Annotated in this window: 19 protein-coding genes and 1 tRNA gene; 7 read left to right on the top strand and 13 right to left on the bottom strand. The window is 36.3% G+C overall.

Annotated features, from left to right (window positions below; translation table 11 throughout):
• From ACH3O9_RS11470 to ACH3O9_RS11440, 7 genes are all read left to right on the top strand, one after another.
• On the top strand, positions 1–1,077 hold the full coding sequence (locus tag ACH3O9_RS11470) for an ABC transporter permease (RefSeq protein WP_416446678.1): 1,077 nt from the start codon (positions 1–3) through the stop codon (positions 1,075–1,077).
• Between the two features lie 59 nt (positions 1,078–1,136).
• Positions 1,137–1,619 carry a TlpA family protein disulfide reductase gene (locus ACH3O9_RS11465; RefSeq protein WP_416440524.1) on the top strand — a complete coding sequence of 161 codons (483 nt, stop codon included), beginning with the start codon at positions 1,137–1,139 and terminating at the stop codon, positions 1,617–1,619.
• Positions 1,616–2,365 (top strand): triose-phosphate isomerase, encoded by a 750-nt coding sequence (gene tpiA / locus ACH3O9_RS11460; protein WP_416440522.1) that lies wholly within the window; start codon positions 1,616–1,618, stop codon positions 2,363–2,365. The genes ACH3O9_RS11465 and tpiA overlap by 4 nt, the downstream gene beginning before the upstream one ends.
• A gap of 3 nt (positions 2,366–2,368) precedes the next feature.
• Positions 2,369–3,205, top strand: coding sequence for a 50S ribosomal protein L11 methyltransferase (gene prmA, locus ACH3O9_RS11455; RefSeq protein ID WP_416440520.1), 837 nt, complete (start codon positions 2,369–2,371; stop codon positions 3,203–3,205).
• A 21-nt stretch (positions 3,206–3,226) separates the two neighbouring features.
• The gene (locus ACH3O9_RS11450) at positions 3,227–3,502 is read left to right on the top strand and encodes an ATP-dependent Clp protease adaptor ClpS (RefSeq protein WP_416440518.1); all 276 of its coding nucleotides are present in this window, start codon (positions 3,227–3,229) and stop codon (positions 3,500–3,502) included.
• Between the two features lie 125 nt (positions 3,503–3,627).
• Positions 3,628–3,701 (top strand) — tRNA-Arg (locus ACH3O9_RS11445).
• A gap of 97 nt (positions 3,702–3,798) precedes the next feature.
• Positions 3,799–5,034, top strand: a complete 1,236-nt coding sequence (locus tag ACH3O9_RS11440; protein WP_416440516.1) for a tyrosine-type recombinase/integrase — start codon at positions 3,799–3,801, stop codon at positions 5,032–5,034.
• Here the strand turns inward: ACH3O9_RS11440 and ACH3O9_RS11435 are convergent.
• From ACH3O9_RS11435 to ACH3O9_RS11375, 13 genes are all read right to left on the bottom strand, one after another.
• Positions 4,994–6,916 (bottom strand): hypothetical protein, encoded by a 1,923-nt coding sequence (locus tag ACH3O9_RS11435; RefSeq protein ID WP_416440514.1) that lies wholly within the window; start codon positions 6,914–6,916, stop codon positions 4,994–4,996. The two genes, ACH3O9_RS11440 and ACH3O9_RS11435, sit on opposite strands and share 41 nt — an antisense overlap.
• Positions 6,913–7,974: a hypothetical protein gene (locus tag ACH3O9_RS11430; RefSeq protein ID WP_416440512.1), complete on the bottom strand. Its 1,062-nt coding sequence runs from the start codon at positions 7,972–7,974 to the stop codon at positions 6,913–6,915. The genes ACH3O9_RS11435 and ACH3O9_RS11430 overlap by 4 nt, the downstream gene beginning before the upstream one ends.
• Positions 7,971–11,093 carry a hypothetical protein gene (locus ACH3O9_RS11425; RefSeq protein ID WP_416440510.1) on the bottom strand — a complete coding sequence of 1,041 codons (3,123 nt, stop codon included), beginning with the start codon at positions 11,091–11,093 and terminating at the stop codon, positions 7,971–7,973. Before ACH3O9_RS11425 ends, ACH3O9_RS11430 begins: the two co-directional genes overlap by 4 nt.
• Positions 11,086–11,466 (bottom strand): hypothetical protein, encoded by a 381-nt coding sequence (locus tag ACH3O9_RS11420; protein ID WP_416440508.1) that lies wholly within the window; start codon positions 11,464–11,466, stop codon positions 11,086–11,088. The genes ACH3O9_RS11425 and ACH3O9_RS11420 overlap by 8 nt, the downstream gene beginning before the upstream one ends.
• A gap of 148 nt (positions 11,467–11,614) precedes the next feature.
• Entirely contained in the window at positions 11,615–11,911 is a 297-nt protein-coding gene (locus tag ACH3O9_RS11415) for a hypothetical protein (RefSeq protein WP_416440506.1), read from the bottom strand.
• 11 nt (positions 11,912–11,922) lie between these two features.
• The gene (locus tag ACH3O9_RS11410) at positions 11,923–12,183 is read right to left on the bottom strand and encodes a hypothetical protein (RefSeq protein WP_416440504.1); all 261 of its coding nucleotides are present in this window, start codon (positions 12,181–12,183) and stop codon (positions 11,923–11,925) included.
• A gap of 236 nt (positions 12,184–12,419) precedes the next feature.
• The gene (locus ACH3O9_RS11405; RefSeq protein ID WP_416440502.1) at positions 12,420–13,070 is read right to left on the bottom strand and encodes a heavy metal-binding domain-containing protein; all 651 of its coding nucleotides are present in this window, start codon (positions 13,068–13,070) and stop codon (positions 12,420–12,422) included.
• 60 nt (positions 13,071–13,130) lie between these two features.
• Complete coding sequence (locus tag ACH3O9_RS11400) at positions 13,131–13,454, bottom strand: hypothetical protein (protein WP_416440500.1); 324 nt, start codon at positions 13,452–13,454, stop codon at positions 13,131–13,133.
• A 78-nt stretch (positions 13,455–13,532) separates the two neighbouring features.
• Positions 13,533–13,925 (bottom strand): hypothetical protein, encoded by a 393-nt coding sequence (locus ACH3O9_RS11395; protein ID WP_416440498.1) that lies wholly within the window; start codon positions 13,923–13,925, stop codon positions 13,533–13,535.
• Positions 13,922–14,365: a hypothetical protein gene (locus ACH3O9_RS11390; RefSeq protein ID WP_416440496.1), complete on the bottom strand. Its 444-nt coding sequence runs from the start codon at positions 14,363–14,365 to the stop codon at positions 13,922–13,924. The genes ACH3O9_RS11395 and ACH3O9_RS11390 overlap by 4 nt, the downstream gene beginning before the upstream one ends.
• Before the next feature lie 144 nt (positions 14,366–14,509).
• Complete coding sequence (locus ACH3O9_RS11385; RefSeq protein ID WP_416440494.1) at positions 14,510–14,971, bottom strand: hypothetical protein; 462 nt, start codon at positions 14,969–14,971, stop codon at positions 14,510–14,512.
• Complete coding sequence (locus ACH3O9_RS11380; protein WP_416440492.1) at positions 14,949–15,812, bottom strand: hypothetical protein; 864 nt, start codon at positions 15,810–15,812, stop codon at positions 14,949–14,951. The genes ACH3O9_RS11385 and ACH3O9_RS11380 overlap by 23 nt, the downstream gene beginning before the upstream one ends.
• Entirely contained in the window at positions 15,805–16,179 is a 375-nt protein-coding gene (locus ACH3O9_RS11375; RefSeq protein WP_416440490.1) for a hypothetical protein, read from the bottom strand. Before ACH3O9_RS11375 ends, ACH3O9_RS11380 begins: the two co-directional genes overlap by 8 nt.
• Between the last annotated feature and the right edge of the window lie 69 nt (positions 16,180–16,248).

Genomic DNA, 16,248 nt, shown 5'->3' with positions numbered 1-16,248 from the left:
TTGGCAAACTACTTCCTCAATAAAATCTTTTATGCGCTACTAACCATTTTTGGCGTTGTTACCGTGATATTTTTATTATTTACGGTGCTGCCCGGTGATCCTGCCAGAATGATGCTTGACCAAAATGAAGATCCGGAACAGTTAGCGATTATTAAAAAAAAGTATGGTTTTGATCAGCCTATTTTTACCCAGTATTTATATTATCTAAATGATCTGTCTCCTGTTTCTTTTCATTCAGAAAACGCAGACAATTACACGTCTTTAAAAACGGAAAAATACAATTACACGCATCTTTTTAATGTCGCAAAAACTGATGTTGTTATAAAGGAACCGTACTTAAGAGAATCTTTTCAAAAATCTGGCAAACCGGTAACCGAAGTTATCGCAGAAACTCTGCCCAACACTTTCGTTCTGGCCGTTAGCGCCATTTGCATTGCCATTTTTATAGGCATTGTTTTGGGTATTATTTCGGCCAATTTTAGAGATACCTGGATTGATAAATTTATTCAGGTCGTAAGCACATTGGGAATGAGTGTACCTAGCTTTTTTAGTGCAATCTTGTTTGCGTGGCTTTTTGGTTTCGTACTACACAAATACACAAATCTTAATATGACAGGCAGCTTATATGAGATGGATGATTATGGGGAAGGCATCACAATACAATGGAAGAATCTACTGCTGCCTGCAGTTGTTTTAGGCATAAGACCGCTGGCTGTTGTCATACAATTAATGCGCAACTCACTGTTAGAAGTTTATAATCAGGAATATATACGTACAGCACGCGCAAAGGGTCTCAATAATTATCAGGTAATTACCCGCCATGCTTTAAAAAATGCTTTAAACCCGGTAGTTACCGCGGTTTCTGGCTGGTTTGCATCTATGCTTGCAGGAGCGGTGTTTGTAGAATACATATTTGGCTGGAATGGTTTAGGAAAGGAAATTGTAGATGCGTTAAATACCTTAGATCTGCCTATAATAATGGGTTCGGTACTTGTTATAGCTTCTATGTTTATCGTCATTAACATCCTCGTTGATGTGATTTACGGCTGGTTAGACCCAAAAATACGTTTTAAGTAAACTTCTATTTGTACATTAAAAATTCTAAACCTAATTTTATAGCTTATTCTCATTTTTTTATGAAATATATTTTAATCTTCTTAATTTTTAGCCTTAGCAGCCCGATTTTTGCTCAAAACGAGCGATTTTCTGAAGAAGCGCTTAGTGAAGATATGATCTCACTAGATGGTGATGCGGTAGATCTTGCATCGATTCTGGAAGAGAATCAAGGAAAGGAGATTTTAATAGATTTCTGGGCCTCATGGTGCAAAGACTGCATACAGGGTTTTCCGCATCTTAAAGAATTACAGGGAAATAATCCGCAGTTAGTATATGTTTTTCTGTCGCTTGATAAAGATGTCACATCATGGAACGAAGGAATAGAGCGTTTTAACCTGAAAGGAGAACATTATTTCGTGAAAGCGGGATGGAAAGGAGAACTGGGCAAGTCTGTAAATTTAGACTGGATTCCCAGATATATGCTTATCGATAAAAACGGAAAAATAAAACTAAACAGAGCAATAACTACAACTGATCAAAATCTAACAAAATTAATACGATGAGAAAACAAATAGTAGCCGGTAACTGGAAAATGAACAACGACCTTTCAGAAACTCAGGATTTAATCACCGGGCTTAAAGCCATACCAAAAACCTCTGATGCTGAAGTTATAATCGCACCATCATTCGTTTCATTATTCAACGCTTTTGAAAGTTTACGCGATAAAGATATTCATGTTGCAGCTCAAAATATGCATCAGTCAGATTCTGGAGCGTTTACCGGTGAGATTTCGGCACAAATGCTAAAAAGCGTAGGTGTAAAAACAGTGATCCTGGGTCACAGTGAACGCCGTGCATACTGTAATGAAGATGAAATTCTTTTAACCGAAAAAGTAAACACAGCCCTTAAAAATGGTATGCGTATCATTTATTGCTTTGGTGAAGAGTTAAAAGACCGCAATTACGGTGAGCATTTTGAAGTAGTGAACAAGCAGATCGCAAATGCTCTTTTTCACTTAGAAGCAGATTCATGGAAAGACATTATTCTTGCTTATGAACCAGTCTGGGCAATAGGAACAGGAGAAACCGCATCACCAGAGCAAGCTCAGGAAATGCATGCTTTTATCAGAAAAACTGTTGAAGATGAATACAGCAAATCTTTAGCTAATGATGTTACTATACTTTATGGTGGTAGTGTAAAACCAGCTAATGCGAAAGAAATCTTTTCTAAGCCAGATGTAGATGGTGGTTTAATAGGCGGCGCTTCATTAAAAGCTGACGATTTTATGGCCATTGTAAACGCTTTTTAACTAATGGCGGTAGCATACACAGAATATGACTTTAAGATAGAACCGCTCATTCCCGGAGTAGAGATCTTAATTGCTCAATTGGCTGAAATAGGTTTTGAAAGTTTTGAAGAAACAGATCTGGGAGTAAAGGCTTACATACAATCGGCAGAGATAAAAGGAGACCTTTTAAGCGATTTTGAACTACTTGCTGACGATACATTTGAAATTAGCTTTTCTAAAACTGAAATCGAGCCGGTTAACTGGAATGAAGAATGGGAAAAGAATTTTGAACCCATAGAAGTTGATGGTAAATGCACCGTAAGAGCTCCTTTTCACCCGGTTCCCGATACAGAATATGACATAGTCATAGAACCAAAAATGTCTTTTGGAACCGGTCATCATGAGACCACACATCTTATGATCAAACATATTTTAAAACTTGATCTTACGAGTAAAAAGACTTTAGACATGGGATGTGGCACTGGTATTCTTGCCATATTAGCCGCAATGCGCGGTGCAGATCCTGTTGAGGCCATTGATATTGACAACTGGTGTTATGAGAATTCACTAGAAAATGTTGAACGTAATAATATTAAGAACATAAGTGTCTATGAAGGTGACGTAAAACTGCTTGATGATAAACAGTATGACGTTATCATTGCTAACATCAACAGGAATATCTTACTAGCAGACATTTCTGTGTATGCGAGTTGTCTTTCTCCAGAAGGTATTTTACTGCTTAGTGGCTTTTATACAAAAGATATTCCGGCTATAACGAGTGAAAGCAACAAACACGGACTTAATTTTATCATGAATTTTGAAAAAAATAATTGGGTAGCTTGTAAATTTGTAAAAAACTAATTGTTAGTAATTTATAAACCAATGAGTATCAAAGAGAAAATTCAGGAAAAGGAAGATGTCCTCGTACAGGAACTTCTTAATAGTGAGATCGTTCTATATAATGATGATGTAAACACATTTGATTATGTAATAGAGACATTAATCGCAGCTTGTGAACATACACCTAACCAGGCTGAACAATGCTCTCTAATTGTTCATTATAAAGGCAAATGCACAGTAAAAACAGGTAGCTATGAAGAATTGGTTCCTAAGTGCTCAAAACTGCTTGAAGCGGGATTAAGTGCAGAGATCGTTTGATCTTACACGCACTCTGCAAAATGTGATTTCATTTATTTTTAAAAAGCACTTGTGCATACTTAAAATATAATTATATTTGCACCCGCAAAAAGGGTAAGAAATTATTTGCTTTTGCTGATTAAAAAGGCCTCGTGGCGCAACTGAATAGCGCATCTGATTACGGCTCAGAAGGTTACAGGTTTGAATCCTGTCGAGGTCACAAATTCCACTATAAACCATATTAAAGGCCACGGCTATCTTTTAAAGGATAGCCGTTTATGCCTTGATTTTATTGGGCTTCACCAAAAAAGTCAGATATGGTACATTTTCCCAATTACAGAGAACTCTTCCCACAAATTGTCCCACAGAATATGATTGGGACACAAATAAGCGCAGGGGTTCGCATTAAGAAAGATTACATTAGAAAAGATGGTACGGCTGCATTATACATGCGCCTCTATCAAAAAGACTGTCCTGTTAAAAAAATACCTCTTGAAATTTATGTTGAACCTAAATTATGGGATGAACGACAGGAACGTCTCAAGAAAAAGCACCCACAGCATCAGGATCTCAATTTACTGATTGAACAAAAGCTAGCGGACATTAACCGTATTCAAGTAGAATATAGGTTACAAAAGACACATCTTACCATAGATCTTTTGCTGCATGAATTAAATAATCCTACATCAAGACTTGATTTTATAGTTTTTTATGAGGAAGCTCTGGCTATTGAAAAAGAAGTACTGGCAGCTGGGACCTATCGACAACAAAAAAGTTGTCTTGAGAAAATAAAGAAGTACTCCCCTACTTTAAGTTTCGCTAATATTAATAATGACTGGTTAAAAAAATTCAGAGGGCATCTTAAAACCAAGGAAAAAAATCAGAACAATACGATTAGCACCACCTTCAAGAATATTAAAAAGTATTTGAACCTGGCAAAAAAATCAGGCATTAGATTTGACTTTGATCCTAGTGATATAAAAGTGAAAAGTTTCTCCGGGCACCGCACCAGTCTTACACAGGAAGAACTTGACCGACTTGACAGCTATCGTCTGGCTCACTTTACCAACGAAACACACAAGATCATAACGACTAAATTTATATTCTGCTGCTTAACGGGTATACGTCTGGGTGATTTTATGCGCCTGAGCAAAGAAGATATTATAGGTGATTACATCCTGAACTACAATCAAAAATCTGATATCAAACAAAAGGTACCCATCACAGATTTTCTTATGGAGATTTTAGAGTTCCCTTTCTTGTTTGAAAATGTATACACACCAGAATACATGAATCAGGAGCTTAAAGGTATTGCGAAAGTAGTGGGCATTAAAAAGAGACTAACCTGGCATGTTAGTCGGCATACTTTTGCAAGTCAATATTTAGCTAAAGGCGGAAATGTTGAGATACTTCAAAAAATATTAGGTCATTCAAGTATAAAAACCACTATGATCTACTCACATGATGTGCAGGATCTGGCAAGAGAACAAATGAATAAAATGAGTAGTATATTTAAAAGCTCACGCTCTCCAGATCGATCTTCACAGGATTGATCACTCCATTTTCAGACTCTTCTATAGCACGCAGCATATACATCTGGTGATTGATGTAAACCTTTTTCTTTTTAATAATCAAGTTTATTACATCTGCCGGCAAGGCGCCTTCAACAGAAATTGATTTAGCATTTAGCCTAAACCGTAACCAGGTTTTCCAGTCTTCCTGAAATATCCCTTTATCGCCATCAATAGTAAGCGTACGATCAAAATAACCGGATGCTACAATAGGAATATTTATCGCATTGTAAACACCTATTCCTACACCATCACGCGCTTCTATATCATTGTTCATAACAGCCTGTAATCCGTTTGAAGGAATGAACTTAAATTCATTCTCTACCTCTTCAGTGTATTCTGTTTGTACAGTTACATTATCTATACCATTGGCCCCATATTGAATGAATGATTCATCGCTGTTTTTCGCCTTGAGCTTAAAGAATTTAGTGCTTGATAATTGTGGAGACCCTATTTTAAAATCGTAGCCTGACAGATCAACATAATCATCATTAAGCAATAATTCATTATTGTAATTTATGATCACCTCCATACGGTTATCGTCTACATCAATATCTACATTGCGCCATTGCATTAATGCGGTAAGCATTTTTCCCACGGTCCAGTCTGGAATAAAACGAGCCAATTCAATAGTGGGATGAAACTGATAGAATGTTTTTGAATCTACTTCATAATCTACAGTTAACTCAGCTATAAGCGGGAATTGATCTTCTATGACCGGAACTAGAGTAAAGGTTAAAATCTCGCCTACCTTAGATTCATCTTTTACTTCAAACTCATAATCACCTTCTATATAGCCGGAAGAAGCATCATAATGATCATCGGGATTTATTGAATATTTTATTATGTGTTGTTGAAAAAATCTATTATCCCTGTAATTTAATTTGTAAAGGTCTAAACCATCCTGAAATATGTAAGGCATTTCATTTCTTGATTCAGATTGCGGTAACATCCTGCCGGAAACCTTGTATTTACCAATGGTATTTACCACCATAGTAACTACCTTGACATTACACTCATATTCCTCACTATATTCTGGCTCTACACCATCAAAATTTAATTCTGTTTTTTGTGCAAAACCTGTGTATCTGGTCATTTGATGTTCTTTACTATAGAAAAAGGATGCTTTTATCATACCATCTTCAACAAAAGACCCCGTTAGCTTGTAGCCTATACTGGCAACAGCATGTTTTAAGGGAGCCAAAAGAAATACACAGGGATAAAGCATATTAATATTAGTAACCTCTATATTCTGCCCATCTGTATCATCATAAAAATTTATCAATACACGTGGAGAAATCAAGGATTCTGTATTATTGATGCGTGTAAACCGTGGATTGAAATTATCATTCTCTCTAAATTTTTCAGGAAAGTTAATGGGCGGAAAGCAATAATCACGTTCAGGGAATGTCTTATAAATATCAGTTGCCGTTTCATCTGCGATAAGATCCTGATCAAAAATAAGTGACGTTTCTTCAGAATAGGGTTCACTAAGATCACCTCCCAACAAAGAAATTACCGGCATAAATGAGCGTATATTTTGATCTACAAGATCAATAAGTGCACTGTGGTAAATGAGATCTGCTTTTATTGTATTAGTAAAAACCTCCAGTAAGATGAGTTTACCGCTATATACGCTTTTACCTTTGGCAACCAGGCAATCTATGATTACCTTTTTTGTAGTAGACTGTAAACGATCTACTTCTAATTCTTTTAAAACCGCCGGAGTTTTAATTAGCTGAAACGGGTATTGATTGTGAACGGCCTTAAATTTATCATTAAATGCGTTACTCTCAAATTTCATCTTAAGTGTTTCCTTTTTATAAGGAATATCAATATCATTTACCAGAATCCTTAAACTCATATCACATCAAATTTAGAATCGTTATCTCCTGTAATGGGATCAATAATAAAATCTATTGTACCATCATACAAGAACTGATTTTTAACCGCTCCTGGCGATTTTCTGGTCGCTATACGCGCTTTTTGATAAGTGTTATCGAGTTTTAAAAACACCTCTCGCGACTCATTGATGTTCTTTAAGAGTTGAATTTGTGATTGATATAAATGACCCGTGTTTATCTGTATAGCTGTAGAAGTAGTTACCTGGTAAGTAGCATAACTATCATCATTAAGCTGGTAAGATTCCCGCTCGTGAGGATATTCTATACTTGTCTCACCAAATAGATCTGCGCTAACAAATGCACCATGTATGTTCTTATAAAGAATAGGTGTAGCTGAATAGTAGCTAATGTCTTTAAGCCGCAGCACAATCTGCTCATAATTCTTAGTCTCATCACCTATCTGCAGGTAATTAACCTTGGTAAGATTTACAATATCAAGCTTTAACTGCAACATATAAATGCCAGGTGATATCTCATTGATTTCTTTTACAATTAGATTCTCATGTTGATCATTAACAAGGGTGTATCTTATTTTAGAAGCTATAGAATTGTTGAAATAAAACATAACCCTGATCACTGAAAATTGATGCACCCATCTGTCTTTTATCGTGCTACCCAGCAATTTTAATTTCGCACTATCATCAAAAACATCTGGCATGAAAGTCTCCAGCATAAAGAATTGAGGTACATCCTGAGTGCTAATAAGAGAATCATCTGCCAGAGCATATTCATTAATGGTGAGATTAATCTGGATAAGCGGCTCATTTACTTTTGTAATCGTAGAAGTACTTAGATCATAAGATTGAGCAGGAAATCTATTGGTATAAAAATGGCGCAGATCAATCTCAAGACGGTCACTTATTTTACTCCAGCTCTCTTCAAATTGCTCATCTTCATTAACAGTAATAACCACACGATAATAAACCTGAGGATCAGGATCTACCTGAGCGATAACTACACAAGGATTATTGTTGAGTAATACGCGCCCTTCTTTAGGATGTCTTTTTAATGTTATCATGCTAACGTTCCATTTTGTTTTGATTTCTCTGCTTCTGCGATAAGTAGATTTATTTTTTCTATTTCTTCATATCCAAATGCGGAATACGCTTTAAAAGGAGTATCCATTTTTTGAAGCAAAGCCATATATAACTGGTTCTGTTCTGAAAGCAGCCTATTCTGTTCTTGCTGAGCAATAGGATCTAAAGTTGGTACTGACTGAGTAGCCGCATTTGATGTATAGCCAGTTTCAAAACCTCGCATCCCATTACGCACTGAGAGTATGTGATTAATAATGGCCGGGTCTAATCGTTTAAATGTGTTACTATCTACAATTAACTCAGGACCCGCTTCACCGGTTAAATAATCGCTAAAATATGTAGGCTGTTTTACGACCTGAGTTTTGGTACCACCACCATATCTTGCTTTAAACTGCTTACCGTCTGTACGAGTAACGGGATATAAACCATCTTCAAAGCCTTGAAGAGTTTTATTCTTTTTACCCTTACTTGCTACATTTTTAATTGTACTTATTAATCCAGCCACCTGAGCTACAAAACCAATGATTAAAGGTACATTCTGAGGGAAACCAATTGCAGCTGTGGCCGCAAAGCCTGTCGCAATATGACCAGTAGTTTCAGCCTGTTGCAAAGCCATTTTTTGATTGAACTTTGCAAATTCTATAGCAGATTCTTTTAAAGCTAATATTTGTTTGACAGCTAGTAACGCTTGTCCTAATTTGGTTTCTTGTCCGGCAGCATTAATTGCAGCATCTAAAGATTCATTTAATAATCGCTTTCTTTCTTTAACTAAATCTTCTTCAGATTTTTGCTTTTTCCCGCGCCACTTTTCTTCTATCTCAAAAATAGCGGCATTTTGAGCATCTGTAAGTAATTTTAAAAGTTCAGTTTTCTGTTCTTCATTAAGTTGAAGCCGCTCAAGATCCTGTTCTAGTTTTAATTGTTCTGCCTCATTTTTTTGTTCTAATTGAAGCATTTCTTTTTCCTGATCTGTCTCTGCTTTTGATAACGCAATCTCATTTTCCAATTCGCGTTTGCGGTCTTCAAAATCTTTTATGCGTTGTAATTCGATTTCTTCATCCTTATCTTTGGCTTCGTCTATTTTTATTTTATGCTCTGCCCTTATTTGATCAAGTAATTCTTGCCCAGCTTTTAAATCTTCAGCTTCTTTTAATGCACGTTTCTGGTTTAATTTTGCCTGAGCTTCATTAGATACAGCCAGGCGATCTTCTTTCTCCTTTAAGTATTGATCTTCCAGATTCTTAATAGCTTCAAGGCGTTGCTGTTCGGTGCGTTTAGCTTCTTCTATTCTGCGCTCTGCTTCTTTTTGTCGCTCACCTGATAAACTTTCCCATTGTTTTATAGCAGCTTCAATCTGGCCGGCGGTAGCTTCAGGACTGTATTCTACCCCTAAAGCATCAGCCCGTTTTTGAGCTTCTTCCAAAGCGGTTTGTGTTTGTTTTTTCTGGCGTTCTAAATATTTATTAAGATAGTCACCAGACAATTCTTCAATACTAGCCTCTGCTCCAGATATCATTTGTTGGTATTTAGCAAGTTGATTCTGTAATGCAGCGATCTCTTCATCTGTCGCTTTTCGGGTAACGGTAGAAGCTCCTCCAGTACCCACGCTTGTGCTTTTAGTTACAACTACATCACCCTGAGTATCACGTTTAGACAATGCAGTTTGCGCACGCTCCGCAGCTTTGCGATATTCTTCAAGTTGAGCGGTTTGCTCTTTAAGCGCATCCTGATTTCTAAATTGCAATAATGCCTGTTGGGTTTTAATAAAGTCACGGGCTTTTTCTGAAGATACATCAAGCGCATTACCATATTCATCAAAGGCGGTGATTGCTGAGGGCGTAATTTTAGCAATTTCCTGTATAATTTCACTTAAGCGGGTTTGCTCATCGGTTGTAAGCTCTGATTTATTTTTTAAATTATCGTATTCGTCAACAAGTGGAGTAAGGCGATTATTCAGGTTTAAAACCTTTTGTGTTTGATCTTCCAGTTGCTCTGTAACAGATTTTGTAGGTGTAATCATTTCAAACAATTTTGCACCTGCATGCTGTAAATTTTGAATAAAACCAGAATCATTAAATAATTTACCAAATCTCAGCTGCAGGTTTGCCAGAGTAGCATCCCATTGTGCTGATGAACTAGCAGCTTCATCAAGTATATTACCTGCTTTTGCAATATCTCGCTCTGCAATATTTGCCACTGCTTCTACAAAATCTGGTGTCTTTTCCAGTTCCTGATTAAGTGCTGCCGCAGAAATACCCAGGTTATCTATACGCAGAGCTGATTTTTTTGATAGTCCTTCTACCAGGGAGTTTAACATGTAATCAAAGCTTTTCCCTGTTTGAGCTGCTCTTACAGAGGCAAACTCCATCAAACTATTTATTCTATCAAGAGATAAACCAAAATTATCAAACTCTACTATAGAGCGTTTAACATCAAGGTCTGCCATTAAGCCTCTTGTTGCGGTTTTTATACGTAAAAATGCGTCTTCACCTTGTTTACCTAATCTTTTATAAGCAAATTCAACCCCTTTCGCTTCGACTGCCATTTGTCTGGCATCTGAAATCCATTGTTTAGCAAAATGTAAAGCTTCCCTTCCGGCTTCAATAAATACACCTACACCAAAAGCAGTTGCCAACCAATTTTTAGCACTATCTCCCATTGCTTTCGTAGTGCCTCTTATATCACTTCTTAGTTTTCTCTGCTGTCCTTCTACATCCTGTAATTGTCTCTTGTATACATTCCATTCTGTACTGTCTGGGACAGCACTTGATAATAAAGCTTTTAATGATCGAGATTCTTTTGCAAGCTCTCTCATTGTCAGTTTTGTTAAATCAATAGCATTTCTCTGAGCTTTTTGTGCTGCCCTATTCGCTTCAATAGCCTTATTATTAGCTGTGATTTCTTTAACAATATTTTTATAACCCTCACTCTCTTTTTTACCAGCTTTAATCAAATCCATTTTGGTTTTGGTAAGAGCATCCCCATTTTCCTTCAACTTCTTTTGCGCCTGCTCAAGTTTTAAAAGTTCCTGACGGGCGGGATCACCATTGATTACCACATCAATATTTAGCTTTTCATCTGAAATTTGTTTACTAGCCATTGATGTCTATTTTTTGATCCTGAGTAAGTATTTGCTTTACCTGTTCTGTAAAACCATAGCGCAGTTTTCTAATCATCAAGCTGTATTCTGACCAAATAATTTTATCATGAATTTTAATCTTGGCTTTTTTATTCATGTCAACAAATCGCTGCGCTATGTTATGGGTAATAGACAATGTACCTGTAGCTATTGTGTAATGTCGCTGGTCTAAAATCTGCTCTAAGTTATTATTGCGTGAAGCCACGCGGCCAGACCTTATTCTATCTTGCTCTGCAAAGATGTTCTGTGCCCCTTCTTCTAGAACCTGGTCTATGTATTTACGGGCAATGAAATTTTCTGGATTATTATTTTTTAAAGTGTCTACCGCGCTCATATTACAATGATAACGGTAGCGGTAAAAAGGTATGTGGACACTTCGATACGCCCTGTAGGAGCTACTCAGTGCAGTCAGTAGCATAGCCACACCTAAACAAAAAAAGCCCCGCGGTTTGCGAGGCTAGGTTTGTGGTGAAAATTAGTTTTTACGCGTGCGCTGGTTCTACGATAATTTTACGATTTTCAAGTAAATCAAAATTAAGGCTCAACTCACGCAGCAGTACTTCCTCAGGCAGTTGCTCTGAGTCGTAACACAGACCAAATTGATAATCCTGGTAACAAATAATGTCACCGTCACCAATTACAATTGATGGTAATGGTTCTTCTTCTTCATAAGCCTCTCCACGGTTTACGTATTCCCAAACATCTTTTAGTGTAGCGTTATCTAATGCCACAACGGTGTCGTTGTCCCAAACGATAAGTATTTTTTTAAATTTTTTCATTGCAACAGTTATTAAGATTGTGGTGTAAATACCTCGTTATTGAGTTCTTTAAGTTTTGAGAAGAATTGCATATTCTCTTCATGGGCGGTCATAAAATTGGTGCGCACCTCATGATCATTTGCAAGGTCTGAGCGCAAAAAGGTATCAAATAAAGTTTTGTGATACTCGCGCCAGAATTTAATACCGCCATCATCTAAGCGGATAAGCTCTTTTAATGCTTCAACAACATGTTCGTTGTTTTTCGTTGACTGTGTTGATGTGTTATTGGACATAATAATTTTTTTAAATACCCGCCAAGGCTGTCCAATAACACATCAATGAAGATAGTACCACCGGATTGATTACCGGTGAGCCAGTGGCGGGATTTTAATAAAATGTTTTTTGAAGTATTCATTAACGTAATTATTGGACATCTCAAAGATATACAAAATGTTTGAATATTAAAACACAGTAAAAGTAAAGCCATGTAGGGTACAAAGCAATAGTATGTTTGGATGAGAAAATAAATCTAGGCAACTACATATAACTTGAATTTCCGTAAATAATTTAATCTTTCTCGTTTGGATTTCAAAAGAGCTAATCCTTTTTGTTGAGAAGCAGAGAAACAACTTTCTTCAGCGAGTATTGCAGTTCCTGACATACATACAATCAACATACCCTTACCATCTCCAGAATCAGAATAATCTATGTCTGCACCTATTACTGCATTTCCTCCCATCTCATAGGCAAATGTTCTTAATTGGGCTTGACATAACTCTTCACCAGCTTTTATTTTACTATTATGGCGGTTTGATTGTACTCCAAAAAAGTCGGTGAAACTAGATGTGAACTCAGTGATTGCTCCTGTACCCGTAGTTGATTGCCCAGTAACCATGTCTAAAATTTTATAATTCCAGCCTGGTAAATTTTGTATCGTGAGAATTGGTATATATTTAATTAAAGTTCTTAAATCAGTTTTCAACTGTGTAATTTCAGATTTCAACTTGTTTACAGATTCTTTAAATGGCTTAAGAGAACATTTATTACAATATCCAGTTTTCTTTTCGGAATTATATTCATTAATTATTGCGGTGTCATTTGCAGATAATAATTCATTTGAGGAAAATGTAGTTTTTTTTATTGCTGCATCACAATTAGGACATTTCTCGAAGTCAAGCATAAAATTGATTTGTAGTGAGGCTATAAAATAGGAAAATAGATGTAATAATTGTAATCGTAATTATCCCCCTTCATTTAATTTTTTCTCTTCTTCTTCGAGAAATGAATATCGTTTCCATACTCTCATTAATTCATTATTCAATCTATCTACTTCCCCACTGTTTAATAATTCTAGTTGATCAGCTTTTGTAGCAGTAAGAACATCAAGGTAATCTAAAATGTCTCTAATATTGTTATCTTCTAATAATGGTTTACAGATTATCGATGCCTTAACCCTTTCTAATCGAGTATTCATTTCTTCTTCATAAACACCATCATTTTTATATTTTGCATTCTTAATTTTTTCCATTGTACCATTATAAATAGAGATATCATAACTTTTCATAACTGTTTGATTTGTAGTGAGGCTACAAAATAATAAATTATTATGAAGAATGATTACGGGAAACCTTAACAGTAGTTATTAATATTCTACTAAGGTTTTATTTGCAATTTCCTGAAAAGAATTTTTTATGAGTTTCTCCAACTCACCAATTTCTAGATCTGTTTTCTTTTTAGGCCCAATTTTGGGGTATACAGAGAGGAGAATTATATTACCAGATTTTTTATTACTCAAAAATATAATGCGATATCCACCACGTGTACCCTTATTCATTGTACTGTTTGGAAGTCTTTTTTTGAATATAGATATATTAGTCCCCTGACGTATTGGTTGCGAAGCAGCACATATTTCATCGTGATTGGGATGATCTTTAAAGAATTGTTCAATTTGAGAATCTAAGCACTTATAATGCTTTACTTTCTTGGTGATTTTTTCTTTATGGTAAATATAATCTGTAGTCTGATATATTATCAAAAGTCAGGACAGTCTGCAAGCAATTCATCTAATTGCTTGTTGTTAGAAGATCTCATTTCTATGTCCTTAATCAATTCTCCAACTTCTTCTACGTATACTTGTAAGCAGGCTTTTTCGGTTAAAAAACTGGCTTTAGTTTGTGTGTCTGCGTCTGCTATTGTAGAAAGTAAACTATTAATTGACTGTTTAATTTTTTTAAGATAAACATTACGCAATTTTAATCCTTTGCGATCAATATCACCGGTAAGTTCCTTTATAGCATCTTCAACATAATTATCTAGCATGCCAAATAGTTCCTTGAATTCTTTCTTAATATTTAAGACTTTATCCAAAAAATTATTCAGTTTTTCCTCCTCTGTAAAGTCTACGAATATCTCAGAGCTTTTAGCAAAAACTTTTTCGTTATTAGTAACGATATTACTGTTGATTGTTGTTTCCATCTGCCTTTTCCCGAGGTTTAGAGTAATTGAACCTGATTACAATATTAGATTAAATTTTGTAGTTAAACAAATTCTTAACTTATACTAAACAAATTCTGTACCAATCAATTAATATCAATAAGCTTTACAGGTATCCGTAATTTATCACTTAAAATTAGTCTTAAGACTAATGCTTAGATCCCATCCATTTGTCTGGTGAAAATTCTCTACGGGGAGTATTTGCAGGCTAGACATCACAAAGTGTTTAAAAACACAATGTCCCTCAAAATTGCTAGTCTGGTCGTGTATAAACTTAAAAAGTGCCAGTGTGGCATCTTGGGAGATCTCAAAAGCCTCTGTATATGCATCGTCACCGGCATTGCCATCAAGCTTTCTAATACACATAAATGAGAGATTATTGCCAAAGCGCACATTATCCTCATCATTGCTTAAAGGTCTAGCCCCGGGCAGCAGTGCAATTAAAAACACATCGTCACCCTCATGCCTAATGTCGCGGGCTTTTCGCGCATAGCGGGTCTCACTGGCCACCATAAGCGTGTCTTTTATGGCTGGTATTTGTGACTGGGCAAGTGCCAGAAACTCTTTAAGGTCTTTTATTCTTAGCATCGCGTTTAAGTTTTTCGGCCTCGTGGTGTTTGTTTACCAGATAGACCAGAATGTCGTAGGTGTTTTGTTTTCCGGTGGCGTGTATGTCTCCAAATACACCCGTCTCTGCCAGATCATACAAGGTGCCCAGCATACCAATACCGGGTGTAGCGGTTGTTTCTCCTGTTTTTTGAGAGAACAATACTGTAAGATCTACCGTTTTACCCCCGCCTATAGGCAGCGCATTTTGTGTTGCCATCCACTTCTGGCAGGCAGCATAAAACAAATATGTTCCATATTTTATACCGGTATCAACATTGCTCATTAATTCTGCTCTGCTCTCTATAGCTTCAGGATCGTACTTTTTGCCTTTAGGCCAGTATAATTGAGCTACCAACAGATCGAGGTATTCTTCTTGCCTGGTAGCTGTGTAATCGTGAAAACTGTCATTTGCAGCCAGATATTGAGCAAATACGGTATTAGCCAGAGCAGCCGTGGGGCCATAAACAAGTTCATCACCATGATTAAAAAAACGAATTTTATTAGTGATACAGCTAAGATCTACCTCTTTAAAGGTCTTACCATCCTGTCGTGTGGTTTTATAGAAGGAGTTTAATAGTTCGCCAATGCGGAAAATGTTCTCTGCCACAACCGCATTAGATTTTTTGCTCATATCTGCCTTGCGTTTTAAGTTGAGCAGTTTATAAAGCAGCTGTACTTTAAGTTCCTGAAAATTAATCTCGCCCAGGGAATAGTCATAATTGAGCCTTGCAAAATCAATATACTCTGAAGTCGTACACTCTGCAATGTTGCCCGGAAAGTCAAGCTTTATCTTGTTGTATGGTATCTCGATGCTATGCATTCTCTATGACCATTTTCTTTTTATTGACCTTTAGACCAGAATCATTAAGAATTTGTTTATTCTCACCCTCAACAGCGGTTGCGAGTTGGTGATTTTTAAGCTTTGTTTTAGTGACAGATCTCCCACCATGAAAACCTAATATAGAGCGCGTTTTTAGCTTCTTTTGAGCCGATTTTACAACTGTTTCGCGCGTTTTTTGACGCTTTTCATTAACATGATCCTGCAGGTTTAAAAGTGCATCACCAAAGAACTCAGCCTCTTTTTTGGCTTTCTTTTCGGCAATAGCTTTCTTCCATCCTTTGATGGTGAACCAGGAGATGAAAAAGTTGATTAATTGACCAGTGTACAGTTGTAGGTGAATTTTCATAGTAATTTGATAATTATTTAGTTCTAGCTTTCTTTGTATATAGAAATGCACCATTACTTTTAAGCATTT

The sequence above is a fragment of the Leeuwenhoekiella sp. A16 genome, assembly GCF_047946675.1.
Classification (GTDB): domain Bacteria; phylum Bacteroidota; class Bacteroidia; order Flavobacteriales; family Flavobacteriaceae; genus Leeuwenhoekiella.
The sequence above is the reverse complement of the archived record's forward strand: the minus strand, read 5'-3'. Positions and strand labels throughout refer to the sequence as shown.

Bases quoted from the DNA above. Each gene is read 5' to 3' on its own strand.
- ACH3O9_RS11465 (WP_416440524.1), top strand. From the start codon at position 1,137: ATGAAATATATTTTAATCTTCTTAATTTTTAGCCTTAGCAGCCCGATT.
- tpiA (WP_416440522.1), top strand. From the start codon at position 1,616: ATGAGAAAACAAATAGTAGCCGGTAACTGGAAAATGAACAACGACCTT.
- prmA (WP_416440520.1), top strand. From the start codon at position 2,369: ATGGCGGTAGCATACACAGAATATGACTTTAAGATAGAACCGCTCATT.
- ACH3O9_RS11450 (WP_416440518.1), top strand. From the start codon at position 3,227: ATGAGTATCAAAGAGAAAATTCAGGAAAAGGAAGATGTCCTCGTACAG.
- ACH3O9_RS11440 (WP_416440516.1), top strand. From the start codon at position 3,799: ATGGTACATTTTCCCAATTACAGAGAACTCTTCCCACAAATTGTCCCA.
- ACH3O9_RS11435 (WP_416440514.1), bottom strand. From the start codon at position 6,916: ATGAGTTTAAGGATTCTGGTAAATGATATTGATATTCCTTATAAAAAG.
- ACH3O9_RS11430 (WP_416440512.1), bottom strand. From the start codon at position 7,974: ATGATAACATTAAAAAGACATCCTAAAGAAGGGCGCGTATTACTCAAC.
- ACH3O9_RS11425 (WP_416440510.1), bottom strand. From the start codon at position 11,093: ATGGCTAGTAAACAAATTTCAGATGAAAAGCTAAATATTGATGTGGTA.
- ACH3O9_RS11420 (WP_416440508.1), bottom strand. From the start codon at position 11,466: ATGAGCGCGGTAGACACTTTAAAAAATAATAATCCAGAAAATTTCATT.
- ACH3O9_RS11415 (WP_416440506.1), bottom strand. From the start codon at position 11,911: ATGAAAAAATTTAAAAAAATACTTATCGTTTGGGACAACGACACCGTT.
- ACH3O9_RS11410 (WP_416440504.1), bottom strand. From the start codon at position 12,183: ATGTCCAATAACACATCAACACAGTCAACGAAAAACAACGAACATGTT.
- ACH3O9_RS11405 (WP_416440502.1), bottom strand. From the start codon at position 13,070: ATGCTTGACTTCGAGAAATGTCCTAATTGTGATGCAGCAATAAAAAAA.
- ACH3O9_RS11400 (WP_416440500.1), bottom strand. From the start codon at position 13,454: ATGAAAAGTTATGATATCTCTATTTATAATGGTACAATGGAAAAAATT.
- ACH3O9_RS11390 (WP_416440496.1), bottom strand. From the start codon at position 14,365: ATGGAAACAACAATCAACAGTAATATCGTTACTAATAACGAAAAAGTT.
- ACH3O9_RS11385 (WP_416440494.1), bottom strand. From the start codon at position 14,971: ATGCTAAGAATAAAAGACCTTAAAGAGTTTCTGGCACTTGCCCAGTCA.
- ACH3O9_RS11380 (WP_416440492.1), bottom strand. From the start codon at position 15,812: ATGCATAGCATCGAGATACCATACAACAAGATAAAGCTTGACTTTCCG.
- ACH3O9_RS11375 (WP_416440490.1), bottom strand. From the start codon at position 16,179: ATGAAAATTCACCTACAACTGTACACTGGTCAATTAATCAACTTTTTC.